Genomic DNA, 15,689 nt, shown 5'->3' on the forward strand with positions numbered 1-15,689 from the left:
CTGAACCCGGCCCGAAGCTCAGACCGCCCCAGGTATCACAAGCCCCGACTCATACGCCACGATCACCAGCTGCGCCCGGTCCCGCGCCCCCAACTTGCCCATGATCCGGCTGACATGGGTCTTCGCGGTCAGCGGACTGAGTCCCAACGCCTCGGCGATCTCCGTGTTGTTGAGGCCGCGCGCGACCAGCGCGAGCACCTGTCGTTCCCGCTCGGACAGCCCGCTGGGCCCGCCGACCGCGGACGGCGTCGCGGGATCCGGCGCGCGCAGAAAGCGGGCGATCAGCCGCGAGGTGGGGCCGGGCGAGAGAAGGGACTCCCCCGCGGCCACCGTCCGGATGGCGTCGAGGAGTTCGGCCGGCCGGATGTCCTTCACGAGGAAGCCGGACGCCCCGGCCCGCAAGGCCTCGACGATGTGCTCGTCGGTGTCGTACGTCGTCAGGACGAGCACCTTCACACCCGCGAGATCCTCGTCGGCGGCGATGAGCCGGGTCGCCTCGATCCCGTCCAGGTCGGGCATGCGGATGTCCATCACGACGAGATCGGCCCGCGCCGACCGGGCCAGCGCCACGGCCTCCCGCCCGGTCCCCGCCTCGGCGACGACCTCCATGTCCCCGGCCGACGCGACGAGCATCGCGAAGGAGGCCCGTACGAGATTCTGGTCGTCGGCGAGCAGTACGCGGATCGTCATCGAACCTCGTCCTCCCGGGGCAGCGGCAGTGTGGCGGTCACCTCGAAGCCCGATGCGGGCCCCGGTCCGGCGTCCAGTGTGCCGCCCACGCTACGGGCCCGCTCCCGCATTCCGACAAGCCCGAAACCCGGCGTGCCGTCGGACGGACCCGCCCCGCCACCGGGGTCCCCACCCGTCCCGTCGTCCGTGACACTCACCCGCAGCGCGCCGTCCGCGGTCCACAGGCCCACCCGCACGGTGAGGTCCTCGCGGCCACCGTGGCGTACGGCGTTGGTGAGCGCCTCCTGCACGATCCGGTAGGCGGCGGCGCCCACGGAGGGCGGTATGCCGTCCGCGCGGACGGACAGTTCGACCGTGGCCCCGGCCACCCGGCCCGACTCCGCGAGACCGGCCAGTCCGTCGATCCCGGGCAACGGCCCCCGCATGTCCCCGAATCCGGAACCGGCTCCCGTCCCCGCCCCCGGGTCCCCACCCACCCCCACGACCGCGTCGTGCGCCCTCAGCACCTCCAGCGTCGTACGCAGCTCCCCCCGGGCGGTCCGGCAGGTCCCCGCGATGTCGTCCAGCGCCTGCGCGACGGCCTTGCGGTCGAGGCGCTCGGGGTCGGCGGTAAGGACATGGGCCGCCACGGACGTCTGGACGCCGATGAGCGTGATGCTGTGGGCGAGCAGGTCGTGCAGGTCCCGGGCGATCCGCAGCCGTTCCTCGGCGACGCGGCGCCTGGCCTCCTCCTCACGGGTGCGTTCGGCGCGCTCGGCCCGGTCGACGATGGAGGCGACGTACCGGCGGTAGAACCGGACGTCGACGCCGAAGAAGAGCATGGCGACGACCCAGCCGGAGATCTCCAGCAGCTGGATGGCGTCCTTCGCGCTGAAGCTGAGGATCACGCCCACCGAGACGCCGAGGACGCCCATTCCCACCAGGACGGTGCGCAGCGGGCGGCCGGTGGCAGCGACGGTGTAGAGGGCGACGTACGAGGCGGGGGTCGGCGCCGCGTGGTTGAAGTCGAGACCGTGGTACACCACGACGCAGGCCACCACGGCGAGCATCACGAGCACTGGACGGGTGCGCCGCCACACGAGCGGTACATGGGCTCCGAGCAGCAGTGCCCAGCCGGACGGGCCGAGCCGGCGTCCGTCGTCGACGAGCAGGGCGAGGGCGACCGCCACGACGGCGACGCCCACGGCGAGGATCACGTCGTTGCGGGTGCGGTGCGGTGCGGTCAGCGGGTCGCGGTTGATGGCGGCCATGACGCGTTCGAGCCTGCGTGGCCGCGCGCCGCCCCCCGTGCCCTCACCACCGCCTGCTCCGGCACCGGCACCGGCACCGGCCGTCGCCCGGTCACGTACCGTCGTGGTCGTTCCCCGTACCCGCACGGCTCCATCTTCCGGTATGCGGGCGGACGTGCGGGCGCCCCTCCCGAAGGAGAGGCGCCCGGACGGGCCCGCCGTGTCAGGGCGCACCGACGGTTTCCGGCTGCCGGGGCGGCTCGGCCGGTCCGCCCGGCCCGGTCCGTTCGGTCGGCTCGGGCTCCCGTGAGAGCACGCCCGGCCACCACACCTTCCGGCCCAGGGCGACGCTGGCGCTGGTCACCAGGTACGTCCGTACGAGGAAGGTGTCGAGCAGGACGCCGACGGCGATCACGAAGCCGAGCTGGACCAGCTGCACCAGGCCCATGTTCGTCAGCACGGCGAAGGTCGCGGCGAGGACGAGTCCGGCGGAGGCGATGACGCCGCCGGTGGTGCGCAGTGCGGTGAGTGCCGCCGTGGCCGGTTCCGCTCCCGCCAGGGACTCCTCCCTCATCCGGTGCATGAGGAAGATGCCGTAATCGACGCCGAGGGCGACCAGGAACACGAAGGACAGCAGTCCGAGCCCCGGATCGGTGCCCTTGAGGCCGAGCAGCGGTTCGAAGACCAGTCCGCCGATCCCGAGGGAAGCGCCCCACACCGCGACGACCGCGACCACCAGGAGCAGCGGTGCGACCAGACTCCGCAGCAGCCCGATCAGGATGAGCATCACGGAAACGAGGACGAGCGGTACGACGATCTTCGTGTCCCGGGCGTTGGTGACCTCCAGGTCGATCTGCTGGGCGCTGTCCCCGCCGACGTAGGAGCCCTTCAGTTCGTCCCGCAGGGACTTGATGGTGGCGGTCTCCCCCGCCGACTGGGGTGCGCTCTTCGCGAAGACGGAGATCTCGGTCCAGCCGTCTCCCGTACGCCCCTTCTCCGCGCTGCCGACGCCCGGTGTGCCGCGGACGGTCGCGAGGGTCTCGTCGGCGCGCCCCTGCGGGGTGATCACGTCGATGGGTTGGCTGCCCTGCTCGGGATAGGCCTTGGCAAGGGTCTCCATCGCGACGACGGACTCCGGCTTGGTGACGAAGGAGTCCTCCTGCTTGAGCGGTCCCGGCAGGTTGAGTGAGCCGAGGGCGAGGGCGCCGAGCAGTACGGCACCGCTCGCGAGTACGGTCAGCGGCCTGCGTCCGGCAGAGCTGCCCATCGCCGAGAACAGGCTCCGCCGCTGCTTGGGCGTGCTCCCGAAGGCCGGCACGAGCGGCCAGAACACCCGCCGTCCGGCCAGTACGAGGATGGCGGGGAGCAGGGTCAGCATCGCGATCAGCGCGCACAGCACGCCGACCGTGCCGAGCGGGCCCATGCCCCGGCTGCTGTTGAGGTCCGCGGCGAGCAGGCACAGCAGTCCGGCGGCGACGGTGCCGGAGGAGGCGAGCACGGCGGGCCCGCAGCCGCGCAGGGCGGCGACCATGGCCTCGTACGGGCGCTCGATGCGCCGCAGTTCCTCCCGATAGCGCGAGACGAGCAGCAGCGCGTAGTCCGTGCCCGCCCCGAACACGAGGATCGTCATCACGCCCGAGCTCTGCCCCGAGACGGGCGTGCCGAAGGCCTGGTTGAGGCCGTAGGCGACACCCATCGACATGAAGTCGGCGATCCCGGCGACGACGAGGGGCACGAGCCACAGCACGGGGCTGCGGTAGATCAGGATCAGCAGGATGGCGACGACGGCGACGGTGGTGTAGAGCAGCGGTCCGCCGAGCGAGTCGTAGACCGCGCCGGAGTCGGTGTCCAGCGCGCTCGTGCCGCCCACCTCGACGCTCAACCCGCCTTCGCCCTGGGCGACTTCGCGGACGTCGTTGACGAGCTTGTCCCGCAGTTCCTCGTCCGCCCCGGGCTCGTTGCTGGCGACCGGGTACATCAGGGTCGTGCCGTCCTTGGACGGAACCCCCTTGGGAGCACCGCCGATCAGCTCGTGCTGCCGGGTGATCTCCGCGACCTGCCCGGCCGCGGTCTCCCGGTCGGCGGCGCTGAGCCCGCCGTCCCGGTGGTAGACGAGCACCATCTCGGTGGTCTCGCCTCCGGGCAACTTCTCCTCGATCTTCGCCACTTGAGTCGAGTCCGCGCTCGCCGGCAGGTAGTCGGTGACCTTGTCGTGCTGCACGTCGCCGAGCTTCGCCGCGAACGGCCCGACGAGCGCGATCACGGCGATCCACAGCCCGAGCACCGCCCATGGAACGGCTCGCCTGCGTCCCGACCCCAGCCTCGTCGTAGCGGTTGTCTCTCCGGCCTCCATCGACCGATCTCCCTCCGGGTGACGTCTGCTTCGGTCCCCAGACTTCCGTCGAAGACCACAGCTTTCGTCGGGCGGGAGGGCGAGGTGGGCCGTACTGCCGGGGGCGACGAGAGGGGTGAATTACTCCCAGGGGAGTAATCAGTGGCGCACCCCGCCCCGTAAGGGGCGCGGGGAACTGCGCGCCCAGCCCCCACCGGCCCGCAGCAATCACTCAGCCCCCACCGGGAGGAGCGCACCGGCCGGGGGGCGCAAGGGGCCCGGGATCACCCGGGGCTCACGACGGCGTCCGCGCCGCCGTGAGCAACCGCGTCACATCATCCGCACAGATAGTCAGCGCAGCGCCCACCGTCGAGAGCGTCTCGCGCTCGGCAGGCGTGTACGGCCCGTCGGCGAGAGCGATACGGGCACCCTGGAGCAGGATGGCCTCGCGTCCGCCGGGGGCCAGGTGCGGTGCCAACGGGTCCAGAGCCTCATGGAGCTCTATGGCCAACCCGGGCCCACAGGGCTCCCCGAAGATCCGGCCGGTGTCGGCGGCGAGCGCCTCGACGAGCGCCGCGAGCTGCTCCTCGGTGCAGTCGTCGAACCCGGCCGAGCGGACGGCGCCGGCGGCGGTCTCCAGGGACGTACGGGCGCAGGTGCCGCCGGCGGCCAGGACCGCGAGGGCGACGGTGTGGACGGCGTCACGGAGCATCGCCGAGAAACGGGTCGTGGTGGGGTGGTCCAGGACGTCCGCGCTGTAGTGCCGGCTGCAGGCCGCGCACTCGACGACGGGACCCGTCTCGCCGCGCGGCAGGACCGGGACGCCGAGGCAGGTGAAGCGGCGGCGGCCGGTGAGGCGCTGGTAGTTGCGGTCGCCTCCGCAGCCGGGGCAGAAGAACTCGCCGTCGCCGACGGTGGTCCACGCCGTGCGGGTTCCGAGGATGCGCGAAACTCCCATGGAGCCGGCGCGGACAAACCGGCCGTTTCGTCCCCGTCCTGGCAGCACGTCGCACCTCCGTAACCCCGCGGCAACATCGCCGCGTTGGCGTGATGTTAGCCACATTGTTGAGGAAGAGTCAGTACCCAGGGCGAGACCACTCTGTGACATGGCTTGATACACGCCGCGGTCCCGCCCGCCTGTGAGGCGGACGGGACCGGAGAAACGCAGGTGAACGGCCTTATCGGGTCGCGCGGTTGACCGCGGAGACCACGGCCTTCAGTGAGGCGCGTGTCGTATTCGCGTCGATGCCGATTCCCCACAGGACCTTGTCACCGATCGCGACCTCGATGTACGAGGCGGCCTGCGCGGACGCGCCCTCGCTCATCGTGTGCTCCTGGTAGTCGAGCAGCCGGGCGTCGACCCCGATCCCCTGCAGGGCGTGGAAGAACGCCGAGATCGGGCCGTTTCCGGTGCCGACCAGAACGGTCTCGGTGCCGTCCACCTCGGCCTCGACGGTGAGCGTGTCGACGCCGTCACGGTCGGTCGTGGACTGGCCGTTGCTGACCTGGATACGGCCCCAGGGGTTCTGGGCGTTCGGCAGGTACTCGTCCTGGAAGACCGCCCAGATGTCCTTGCCGGTGACCTCGCCGCCCTCGGCGTCGGTCTTCGCCTGGATGATCTTCGAGAACTCGATCTGCATCCGACGCGGCAGGTCCAGCTTGTGGTCGTTCTTCAGGACGTACGCGATACCGCCCTTGCCGGACTGCGAGTTGACGCGGATGACGGCCTCGTACGACCGCCCGACGTCCTTCGGGTCGATCGGCAGATACGGGACGGCCCACTCGATGTCGTCGACGGTGACGCCCTTCGCGGCCGCGTCGGCCTCCATGGCGTCGAAGCCCTTCTTGATGGCGTCCTGGTGGGAGCCGGAGAAGGACGTGTATACGAGATCGCCCACGTACGGGTGGCGCGGGTGGACCTCCATCTGGTTGCAGTACTCGGCGGTGCGCCGCACCTCGTCGATGTCCGAGAAGTCGATCTGCGGGTCCACACCCTGGGAGAACAGGTTCATGCCCAGCGTGACCAGGTCGACGTTGCCGGTCCGCTCGCCCTGCCCGAACAGACAGCCCTCGATACGGTCGGCCCCGGCCATCAGCGCCAGCTCGGCCGCCGCGACCGCCGTACCCCTGTCGTTGTGCGGATGCACGGACAGACAGACATGCTCACGGCGCGACAGGTTGCGGCTCATCCACTCGAAGCGGTCCGCGTGCGTCGACGGCGTCGAACGCTCCACCGTGGCGGGCAGGTTGAGGATGATCTCCCGGCCCGGACCCGGCTGCCAGACGTCCATGACCGCCTCGCAGACCTCCAGGGCGAAGTCCAGCTCGGTGTCGGTGAAGATCTCGGGGCTGTACTGGTAGCCGAAGGTCGTCTCCGGGCCCAGCAGCTTCTCCGCGTACTCCACGACCAGCCGCGTACCGTCGACGGCGATCTGCTTGATGTCGTCCTTGGAGCCGCGGAAGACGACCCGGCGGAAGACGGGCGCGGTGGCGTTGTACAGGTGCACGGTGGCGCGCTTGGCGCCCTTCAGCGACTCGACGGTCCGCTCGATCAGGTCCTCGCGGGCCTGGGTCAGTACGGAGATCGTGACGTCGTCCGGAATCGCACCCGGCTCCTCGACGATCGAGCGCACGAACACGAAGTCGGTCTCGCCGGAGGCGGGGAACCCGACCTCGATCTCCTTGTAGCCCATCTTCACCAGCAGGTCGAACATCTCACGCTTGCGCGCGGGCGACATGGGGTCGATCAGGGCCTGGTTGCCGTCACGCAGGTCGGTGGAGAGCCAGCGGGGGGCGACGGTGATCCGGTTGTCCGGCCACGTACGGTCGGGGATGTCGACCTGGTCGTACGGGCGGTACTTGTGGATCGGCATGGAGGTGGGCTGCTGGCGGTTCGCCATGATGCGAGGGGCTCCTCTTGGTCCGCTTGATCCTCGGAGAGAGTCCGAGGGACGGCCGACGGCGCAACGCCGAACTCCGCGGGGAGGGGGTCGGCCTCGACTACAGGCCCTCGCCGCGGCAGCTAAGGAGAAGCAGCCCGAAACGCATGATGCTCCGCATGCTAGCCGAGCCAAGCCCCACGCGAGGGTCCGTATCAGTATGCGGGACGCGAGGGAATTACTGCACAAAAGGTGCAGAAGGTCACATAGGCCATCATGGCGCGCCTGCGCCTTTCAGGGGCGCGGGGAACTGCGCGAGCAACCCCCACCGACCCGCACCCGTAACACAACCCCCACCCCACAGCCCCCCTTATCCCCGCATTTCACCAATCATGGTTGCCCCTAGTGACAGCAGCATCACGCAGTGCAATGGTGCCGACCATGACGACAAACGGGGGCTTCGAGCCCGTCTTCTGCACCATCGTTCCACCCCACGTCCTCGACACCCTGGCCCAGGCCGAGGACCCGGCACTCGCCGGCAAGGCACGCCGCACCCTGGAGCGCGACGCCTTCGAGCGCACCCACCGCCGCCTGACCACGGTCATCGGCGCGCCCACCCTGGCCCCGCCGAAGGGCGCGACGGAGGACAAGCCGAACCGCACGATCCACGACGCGAAGCACAAGCAGGACCTGCCCGGCAAGAAGGTCCGCAGCGAGGGCGACAAGCCCGGCAAGGACGCCACGGTCAACCGCGCGTACGCCGGCCTGGGCGCGACCTTCGAGCTGTTCCAGAAGGCGTACGAGCGGAACTCGATCAACGCCGAGGGGCTGCCGCTCAACGCGACCGTGCACTTCGGCGAGGACTACAACAACGCCTTCTGGAACGGCGAGCAGATGGTCTTCGGGGACGGTGACGGCGAGATCTTCCTCGACTTCACCATCCCGGTCGACGTCATCGGCCACGAGCTGGCCCACGGCGTCACGCAGTACACGGCGAACCTCACGTACTTCGGCCAGCCGGGTGCCCTGAACGAGCACTTCTCGGACGTCTTCGGCGCGCTCATCAAGCAGTACACGCTCGGCCAGACCGCCGCCGAGGCCGACTGGCTGATCGGCGCGGGCCTGCTGGCCCCGCGCGTCACGGGCACGGCCCTGCGCTCGATGAAGGCCCCGGGCACGGCGTACGACGACGACGTGCTCGGCAAGGACCCGCAGCCCGCCACGGTGGACGACTACGTCCAGACGGGCCGCGACAACGGCGGCGTCCACATCAACTCCGGCATCCCCAACCACGCCTTCTACCTGGCGGCGACCGCGCTGGGCGGGCACGCGTGGGAGCGCGCCGGACGGATCTGGTACGACGTGCTGACCGGCGGCGAACTGGGGTCGAAGGCCAACTTCACGGACTTCGCGACGCTGACCGTGGCGAGGGCACGCGCCTCGTTCGGCGAGGGCGACGAACTGCAGGCCGTGACGAAGGCGTGGGAGCAGGTCGGGGTACGGACCCTGTGACCGCGCACCGCGCCATCGTTTCGCATTAGCGCCATTTCGTACTAGACAGGACCCATGCGTATTCAGGTGAGGCGCACGGGCGGATTCGCGGGCATCGAGCGGCACGCCGAGGTGGAGACCTCGGGCCGCACCGACGCCCAGGAGTGGCACGCCCTGGCCGAACAGGCGATCGCGTCCGGCCGGGGCACGCCCCCCATAGGGGTTCCGGACGGCTTCAGCTACCAGATCACCGTCAACGGCAGGACGGTGTACTGCGCGGACCCACGCTTGACGGAGGAGCAGCGCAAGCTGATCTCAAGGGTCCTGAAGGAGGGTTCCTGAAGACCCAGCCCGCAGGAGCGCCCCGTCTCTCCTAGGGGCGCGGGGAACTGCGCGACAAGCCACAGACGCCCCGCACCCGCCAAATCACGGCAAGCCCCTCCCTGTTGGGCGCCCCGGCGGCACCGGCAACGGCCAGTTCACCCAACCCCGTTGACTTCACGAACCCCCGCTACAGATGATCGCGCGCATGGCGAACACGGCGACGAACCCGATACCCCAGTTCCCGGCCGGCTTCCTCTGGGGCGTGTCCACCTCGGCCCATCAGATCGAGGGCGCGGCGGACAAGCGCGACCCCTCGGTCTGGGACGCCTTCACGGCCGAACCGGGGCACATCAAGGACAGCTCCACCGCGGCGGTGGCCTGCGACCACTACCACCGCTATCCGGAGGACGTCGCGCTCCTGCGCGACCTCGGCGTGGACGCGTACCGCTTCTCGATCTCCTGGCCGCGGGTGAACTCCCCCGGCGGCCTGGACTTCTACGACCGCCTGGTCGACGAACTGACCGCGGCGGGCATCCGCCCCGTCCCGACCCTCTTCCACTGGGATCTGCCGGTGTCGGTCGAGGAGGCGGGCGGCTGGCTGAACCGGGACACGGCCGAGCGCTTCGCCGAGTACGCCGCCGTGGTGGTCGACCGGCTCGGTGACCGGATCAGCAAGTGGATCACCCTCAACGAGCCTGCCGAACACACCCTGTTGGGCCACGCGCTCGGCGCGCACGCGCCGGGAAAGAAACTCCTCTTCGACTCACTGCCCGTGGCCCATCACCAGCTGTTGGGCCACGGCCTGGCCGTACGGGCCCTGCGCGCGGCCGGAGTCACGGACATCGGCATCGCCAACTCGCACGGCCCGACCTGGCCGGCGTCCCAGGAACCGGAGGACCTGGAGGCGGCGGCCTTCTACGACATCCTCCTCAACCGGCTGTTCGCGGACCCGGTGCTGACGGGCCAATACCCCGACGGGCTAGGCGAGTTGATGCCCGGCGACGTCGAGGCCGACCTGAAGGTCATCTCCGAGCCGATCGACTGGTACGGGATCAACTACTACGCCCCGACCAGGGTGGGCGCGCCCCAGGGCTCCGAGATCGAGTTCGGCGGACTGACGATGCCCGCCGAACTCCCCTTCTCCGTAAGGGAGATCGAGGGCTACCCGGTCACCGACTTCGGCTGGCCGGTGGTCCCCGAGGCCCTCACGGAACTCCTGGTGGACTTCCACCAGCGGTACGGCGACCGGCTCCCGCCCGTGGTCATCACGGAGAACGGCTGCTCGTACGAGGGCCTCGACGACCAGGACCGGATCACGTACCTCGACGGTCATCTCCGGGCGCTGCACCGGGCATTGGACCAGGGCGTGGACGTCCGCGGCTACTTCGTCTGGTCCCTCCTCGACAACTTCGAGTGGGCAGAGGGCTACGCCCGCCGCTTCGGCCTGGTCCACGTGGACTTCGACACCCTGAACCGAACGCCGAAGGCGTCGTACGGCTGGCTGCGGGACGTGATCCAAACCCAGGGAGGGTGACCCGGGGAGTTCCTCGCCCCCGCCGCCCCTACCCATTCCCGTCACTACTCGGGGGCCAGCCCCCGAACCCCCGCTCCTCAAACGCCGGAGGGGCTGATTTCCAGCCCGTCCGGCGTTTGAGGACGAGGCCGTTCAGGCCGAAGCGGGGGTCTGGGGGCGCAGCCCCCAGTTTCGGGAAGGGGTGGGGCTGGGGAAAGAGAAAAGATCTAGAAGCCGAGCTTGCGCAACTGGCGTGGATCCCGTTGCCAGTCCTTGGCGACCTTGACATGGAGGTCAAGGAAAACCGGCGTACCCAGCAGCGCCTCAATCTGCTTGCGCGACTTGATCCCAACCTCCTTCAACCGCTTCCCCTTGGGCCCGATAATGATCCCCTTCTGACTGGGCCGCTCGATATAGACGAACGCGTGGATGTCGAGAAGAGGCTTGTCGGCAGGCCGGTCCTCGCGGGGAAGCATCTCCTCCACGACAACGGCGATGGAGTGCGGCAACTCGTCCCGCACCCCCTCCAGCACGGCCTCACGAATCAGCTCGGCCACCATGACCTGCTCGGGCTCGTCCGTGAGGTCACCCTCAGGATAGAGCGCGGGCCCCTCCGGAAGCAGCGGCACCAGCAGATCCGCGAGCAGATCGACCTGCTTGTCCCCGACGGCGGACACCGGCACGATCTCGGCCCACTCGAACCCGAGCTCCTTGCCGAGCTGGTCGATGGCGATGAGCTGCTCGGCGAGCGTCTTGCTGTCCACGAGGTCGGTCTTCGTCACGATCGCGATCTTCGGCGTCTTCTTGATCGACGCCAGTTCCTTCGCGATGAAACGGTCACCGGGACCGAGCTTCTCGTTCGCGGGCAGACAGAACCCGATGACATCGACCTCGGCCCACGTCGTCCGTACGACGTCGTTCAGCCGCTGGCCGAGCAGCGTGCGCGGTTTGTGCAGCCCAGGCGTGTCCACGAGGATCAGCTGGGCGTCGGGCCGGTGCACGATGCCGCGCACGGTGTGCCGCGTCGTCTGCGGCTGGTTCGCCGTGATCGCCACCTTCTGGCCGACCAGAGCGTTCGTCAGGGTGGACTTGCCCGCGTTGGGGCGGCCCACGAAACAGGCGAAGCCGGCGCGGTGGATCGCCTCGGACGGCTCGGATGACTGGGTACGAACGCTCATGACGCCCATTGTCCCTGATCATCGGAGCCCTGCCGCACCCAGCGCCCCGCGCACCGGGCCGGGACCTTACGGCACAGGCCCGGACGGCCATACGATCACGGGGTTCCGGACGCTCCCCGCCCCTCCCCATCACCCGCACCCGCATCCGCATCCGCAGAAGGTCAGGCCCCCGGCATGAAGCTCATCACCGCGATCGTCAAGCCGCACCGACTCGACGAGGTCAAGACCGCCCTCCAGGACATCGGCGTGCACGGGCTGACCGTGACGGAGGCCAGCGGGTACGGGCGTCAGCGCGGCCACACGGAGGTGTACCGGGGTGCGGAGTACCAGGTCGACCTGGTCCCCAAGATCCGTATCGAGGTCGTCGTCGAGGACGCGGACGCCGACGCCGTCATCGAAGGGATCGTGAAGGCGGCGAGGACGGGGAAGATCGGCGACGGGAAGGTGTGGACGGTGCCGGTGGAGACGGTGGTGCGGGTACGGACGGGCGAGCGCGGTCCCGACGCCCTCTGATCCTGATCCCCACCGCCACGCCGCCCGCGATCCCCACTCCCAGTACGACCGCCACGAGCCACGGCAGCGCGAAGAACGACGTACTCGCCGACTCGCGGGTGTCGTGCGCGCTGGCGGTCAACGTCACGTCGCCCCAGTCGAGTTGGGGCGCGCCCCGCCACGGTTCACTCAGCTTCACCCGTTGCCCGGGCAGCAGCTCGGAGGGGACCTCGGCCAGGTCGCGGGCGAGCAGCGTACGGCCGAAGAGCCCCTCGGCCTTCAGCTCCACCTTGGGGTTGAGGGTGACGTTGCCGGTGTTGTGCAGGGTGTACGAGACGGTGGCCGTACTGTCGCCCATGCCCGGGACCAGGGGCTGGTGGTGGGTGATGCGGACGTCCTCGACGGCGACGGCGGGCACGGTCGGCCCGCCCACCCGCAGATAGATCCGGGCGCCGACGGCCCGCTGCACACCGACCTCGACGGCCCCCGACCCGCCGTCGATGCGCTCGTCGAGAGCGACCAGCGCACCCGGATGATCGCCGGGTTCGGCGCCCTCGGGCACCCGGATCGTGAACGGCACGGTGACCGAGCCGTGCGCGGGCACGGTCACCCGGGACTTCGCGGGCTTCGCCCAGGCGCCGACGCCCCGCTGCCTCTCCTTGCTGGTGCGCACCGCGAACCCGCCGTCCCGGGCGGTGTTGTAGGCGTCGGCGGCGTACAGCCGGAAGGCCAGTGGCGCCCCGGTCTTGTTGGCGACGGTGACCTTGTCCTCGATGGTCGTCCCCGGATCGGCGGAGAGGTGGAAGTAGGGCCGCGAGGCGAGGTCGTTCGAGACGGGGTAGACGGACCAGCTGCCGTTGTCGGCGGCGTACGCGGGCGCCCCGGTCAGGCCGAGGAACAGCAACAGGAGGAGGACGAACGGCTTGCGCATGGGTGCGGACCCCCGGTGGCGAGTCGGACGAGGCGGACGGGCGGGTGCGCGCCCGGCCACCGATGAAACGAGCCTGCTTACAGCTCAGTTGGCGTCTCTGTTGACGATGTGTCAGGTGAGCGTGAGCGTCAGCACGCCGGAGTACGCACCGGGCGGGGTGAACGCCGGAACGTTCAGCGAGAGCCTGGCGTCGACGGTGAACTCACCGCCGGTCTGCGCGGCGTTGGGGGTGGACGCCAGAGTCGCTCCCGCGCTGCCGACCGAGCCGGGCGAACCGGGCCGGCAGGTGCTGGGGCTGCCGGTCTTGGTGGCGCAGACCGGGGTCCAGCTCAGTTTGGCCGCTTCGATCTTCGCCCCGCCGGGACCGGCGAAGTCGGTGACCTTGCCGGTCAGGGACCAGCCCGCGGGTCCGCCGCGGAAGTCCTTGACGGTCACCGTCTGCAGGGAGCCGCGCGAGAAGCCGCCCTTGCCGTAGTCGACCGCCGCGAGTTCGACGGTGTCGCCGGCCTGGGTCATGGACAACGTGCCTGCCTTGACCGAGGAGTTGACCTTCTGGCTGCCCTCGGGGAGCGGAGTGTTGTCGTCGATGACGACGTAGGCGGCGGGCCCGGCCCCCTTGGTGTCGCTCCAGGCGCTGCCCTCGTACGCCACGACCCCGGTGGTCGCCTTGTCGTTGACGGTAAGGGTGCCGCTGATGGCGCCCTGCGAGTTCGCGGTGGCGGTGCCCTTGTCGGCGGTCTCGGCGGCGCCGGCCCGTCCGGCGAGGGTGACGGCGGCGCCCGGGGTGAAGTTCGTGCCCGTGACGGTCACGCTGTCACCGGGCTTCCCGGAGGCCGTACCGAGGCTGATGGCACGGTTGTTGGTCTGTCCGCCGTCCGTCGCGGTGACCGTCTCGGAGACGGGGGCGGGCGGGTTGGTGACCGTGCACGGCGTGTCCAGCTCCAGGATGTAGCTGGTGTGGATGTTGTAGTCGCCGGGCGAGAGGGTGATCGCGCCGGGGGTGGTGACCGTGAAGGTGCCGGTCATCGAGAACGACGGGAAGGCACCCTTCCCGGGCACCGGCTCGTTCTTCTTCGGGCCCGCGACCGTGATGTCACCGGTCTGCACGCCACCGAGGGTGACCTTGCCGGTGGGCGTCATGATGTCGGCGGGCAGGGCGATGTCGACCGGGTTGCTCGCGGCGGGCTTGACCACCGTGTACGTGACGGTGACCGTGTCGCCCACCTTGGGCGCGGCGTTGTCCACCGTGATCTTGGCGGTGGTCGTGCCGTCGATCGGCGGGATGCCCGCGATGGGCGGCGGGACGCAGTGCGTGGCGAAGTCGACCTGCTGAGGCTCCGCGCTCGCGGGACAGGCGAGTGCGCCTCCCCCGGTGACCGCGAGCGCGGTCGCTCCGAGAAGTGCCGCCCAACGGTGGCGTCTTCGGGTTCCTGAACCCATGGTTGCCCCTCCTGAGGATGCGGGCGCAGCGGCTCTTCCGCGTTCTTCTGCGCCGACAGGGGGACATTGATGTGTGGGTTGTGTGAAATGTCAATGGAATCACCGGACGGGAACTGATGGCCCATCAGTTTCTGTCAACTTACTTGATACAGAGGGAAGTTGACGCACTCCGAACCCCCTCCCGAGCCCGCCCCCCCCGGGGGGGGACTCAGCGCATCGACCGGTGCCGCCGCGCACAGGCGACACCGGTCGATGGCTCGACTTGCTCGTGGGGGGCTACGGGGGGCTACGTGGGAGGGCTACCGCCCGGGACTCACTCGAACACGAACGGGCCCGGCGACTGCGGCCCCTCCGCCGTACACGTCACGGTGATGAATCCGAAGATCACCATCTGCAGGGAGCCGCCGTTCGCCTCCAGGCTGTCACCGGGCGCGACAGTGCCGGTCAGCGGGCCGACCGAGACGCCACCGCCCGCGGCTATCGCGGGGTTCTTGGTGCCCGTGAAGGCGGTCGTGCCACCGCTCGCCTTCACCATGGTGAGCGTGGAGACGATCGAGTCCGCGTCGAGGGCGAGCGGGGAAGTGATCTCGGAGGAGCTGAGAGTGATGGTGGCGGAGGTGCCGGTCTGGGTGGCCGTGAGGGTGGCCTCACCGCCGCCGTAGGAACCGCAGTCGGCGATGATCGTGGCGCTCTGGGGGACGACGGCCGCGGCGCCCGGGGCGAGGGCCAGGCCTGCGGCGAGGGTGCCGGCGGCTAACGCCGCACCGATTCCGAGTCGCTTGCATCTCATTGGGGGATTCCCTTCCCTTGTACGGGAATTGCCATGTGGGGACGTTCGACGGGCGCGCCGTCGTGCGGGCACGCGTGCTTGCCACCGGTACCTGTGCGCGGGCCGGCGACGGTGCGGGGATTCACGTGCGCACGGACCAGTCACCGCGAGCGGTGTGCGGGCACGCTGCGCGGCGACGAATCTGACGGTCCGTCGGAAGAGCTGTCGTCCATTGAGACGCGAGCGGCTCGGGATTGCAAGAGAAGCGGTGGGGAATCTTCCGCCGGGCGGAGATGTGGCCGAAGTCGACCGGTGGGGCCCGCGTCGGGGGGGGGGGGGGGGGGGGGGGGGGGGGGGGGGGGGGGGGGGGGGGGGGGGGGGGGGGGGGGGGGGGGGGGGGGGGGGGGGGGGGGGGGGGGGG

Annotated in this window: 12 protein-coding genes and 1 pseudogene; 4 read left to right on the top strand and 9 right to left on the bottom strand. The window is 70.1% G+C overall.

From position 1 onward, the window contains the following. Positions 1-18: 18 nt before the first annotated feature. The 5 genes from ACIBEI_RS17495 to leuA form a co-directional block, all read right to left on the bottom strand. Entirely contained in the window at positions 19-690 is a 672-nt protein-coding gene (locus ACIBEI_RS17495) for a response regulator (RefSeq protein WP_398889553.1), read from the bottom strand. Then, entirely contained in the window at positions 687-1,940 is a 1,254-nt protein-coding gene (locus ACIBEI_RS17500) for a sensor histidine kinase (RefSeq protein WP_398889555.1), read from the bottom strand. The genes ACIBEI_RS17495 and ACIBEI_RS17500 overlap by 4 nt, the downstream gene beginning before the upstream one ends. A gap of 202 nt (positions 1,941-2,142) precedes the next feature. Next, on the bottom strand, positions 2,143-4,272 hold the full coding sequence (locus tag ACIBEI_RS17505; protein ID WP_398889557.1) for an MMPL family transporter: 2,130 nt from the start codon (positions 4,270-4,272) through the stop codon (positions 2,143-2,145). Between the two features lie 274 nt (positions 4,273-4,546). Next, positions 4,547-5,257, bottom strand: a complete 711-nt coding sequence (locus ACIBEI_RS17510) for a TerB family tellurite resistance protein (protein WP_398889559.1) — start codon at positions 5,255-5,257, stop codon at positions 4,547-4,549. A 172-nt stretch (positions 5,258-5,429) separates the two neighbouring features. Beyond that, positions 5,430-7,151, bottom strand: a complete 1,722-nt coding sequence (gene leuA / locus ACIBEI_RS17515) for a 2-isopropylmalate synthase (RefSeq protein WP_398889561.1) — start codon at positions 7,149-7,151, stop codon at positions 5,430-5,432. Between the two features lie 420 nt (positions 7,152-7,571). Here leuA and ACIBEI_RS17520 point away from each other — a divergent pair, with 420 nt between their 5' ends. The 3 genes from ACIBEI_RS17520 (at position 7,572) to ACIBEI_RS17530 (ending at position 10,479) form a co-directional block, all read left to right on the top strand. Next, a complete protein-coding gene (locus ACIBEI_RS17520) occupies positions 7,572-8,642 on the top strand; it encodes a M4 family metallopeptidase (RefSeq protein ID WP_398889563.1) in 1,071 nt (356 codons plus the stop codon). Between the two features lie 54 nt (positions 8,643-8,696). Beyond that, positions 8,697-8,963 (top strand): protealysin inhibitor emfourin, encoded by a 267-nt coding sequence (locus ACIBEI_RS17525; protein WP_055616049.1) that lies wholly within the window; start codon positions 8,697-8,699, stop codon positions 8,961-8,963. A 187-nt stretch (positions 8,964-9,150) separates the two neighbouring features. Then, entirely contained in the window at positions 9,151-10,479 is a 1,329-nt protein-coding gene (locus ACIBEI_RS17530; RefSeq protein WP_398889565.1) for a GH1 family beta-glucosidase, read from the top strand. A gap of 206 nt (positions 10,480-10,685) precedes the next feature. Here the strand turns inward: ACIBEI_RS17530 and era are convergent, their stop codons facing one another. Then, positions 10,686-11,645, bottom strand: coding sequence for a GTPase Era (era, locus tag ACIBEI_RS17535; protein ID WP_398889568.1), 960 nt, complete (start codon positions 11,643-11,645; stop codon positions 10,686-10,688). A 165-nt stretch (positions 11,646-11,810) separates the two neighbouring features. Here era and ACIBEI_RS17540 point away from each other — a divergent pair, with 165 nt between their 5' ends. Then, positions 11,811-12,149 carry a P-II family nitrogen regulator gene (locus tag ACIBEI_RS17540; protein WP_269649623.1) on the top strand — a complete coding sequence of 113 codons (339 nt, stop codon included), beginning with the start codon at positions 11,811-11,813 and terminating at the stop codon, positions 12,147-12,149. On the opposite strand, the pseudogene ACIBEI_RS17545 reads toward ACIBEI_RS17540, so the two are convergent. The 3 genes and pseudogenes from ACIBEI_RS17545 to ACIBEI_RS17555 all read right to left on the bottom strand — a co-directional run. Then, a pseudogene (locus ACIBEI_RS17545) lies at positions 12,046-13,059 on the bottom strand (WxL protein peptidoglycan domain-containing protein); the annotation flags it as partial. The gene ACIBEI_RS17540 and the pseudogene ACIBEI_RS17545 sit on opposite strands and share 104 nt — an antisense overlap. A 111-nt stretch (positions 13,060-13,170) precedes the next feature. Further along, on the bottom strand, positions 13,171-14,499 hold the full coding sequence (locus ACIBEI_RS17550; protein ID WP_398889570.1) for a beta-xylosidase: 1,329 nt from the start codon (positions 14,497-14,499) through the stop codon (positions 13,171-13,173). A gap of 313 nt (positions 14,500-14,812) precedes the next feature. Further along, positions 14,813-15,289, bottom strand: a complete 477-nt coding sequence (locus ACIBEI_RS17555) for a hypothetical protein (protein WP_398889572.1) — start codon at positions 15,287-15,289, stop codon at positions 14,813-14,815. Positions 15,290-15,689: the final 400 nt, after the last annotated feature.

The organism is Streptomyces sp. NPDC050988 (genome assembly GCF_044456225.1).
Classification (GTDB): Bacteria; Actinomycetota; Actinomycetes; order Streptomycetales; family Streptomycetaceae; genus Streptomyces.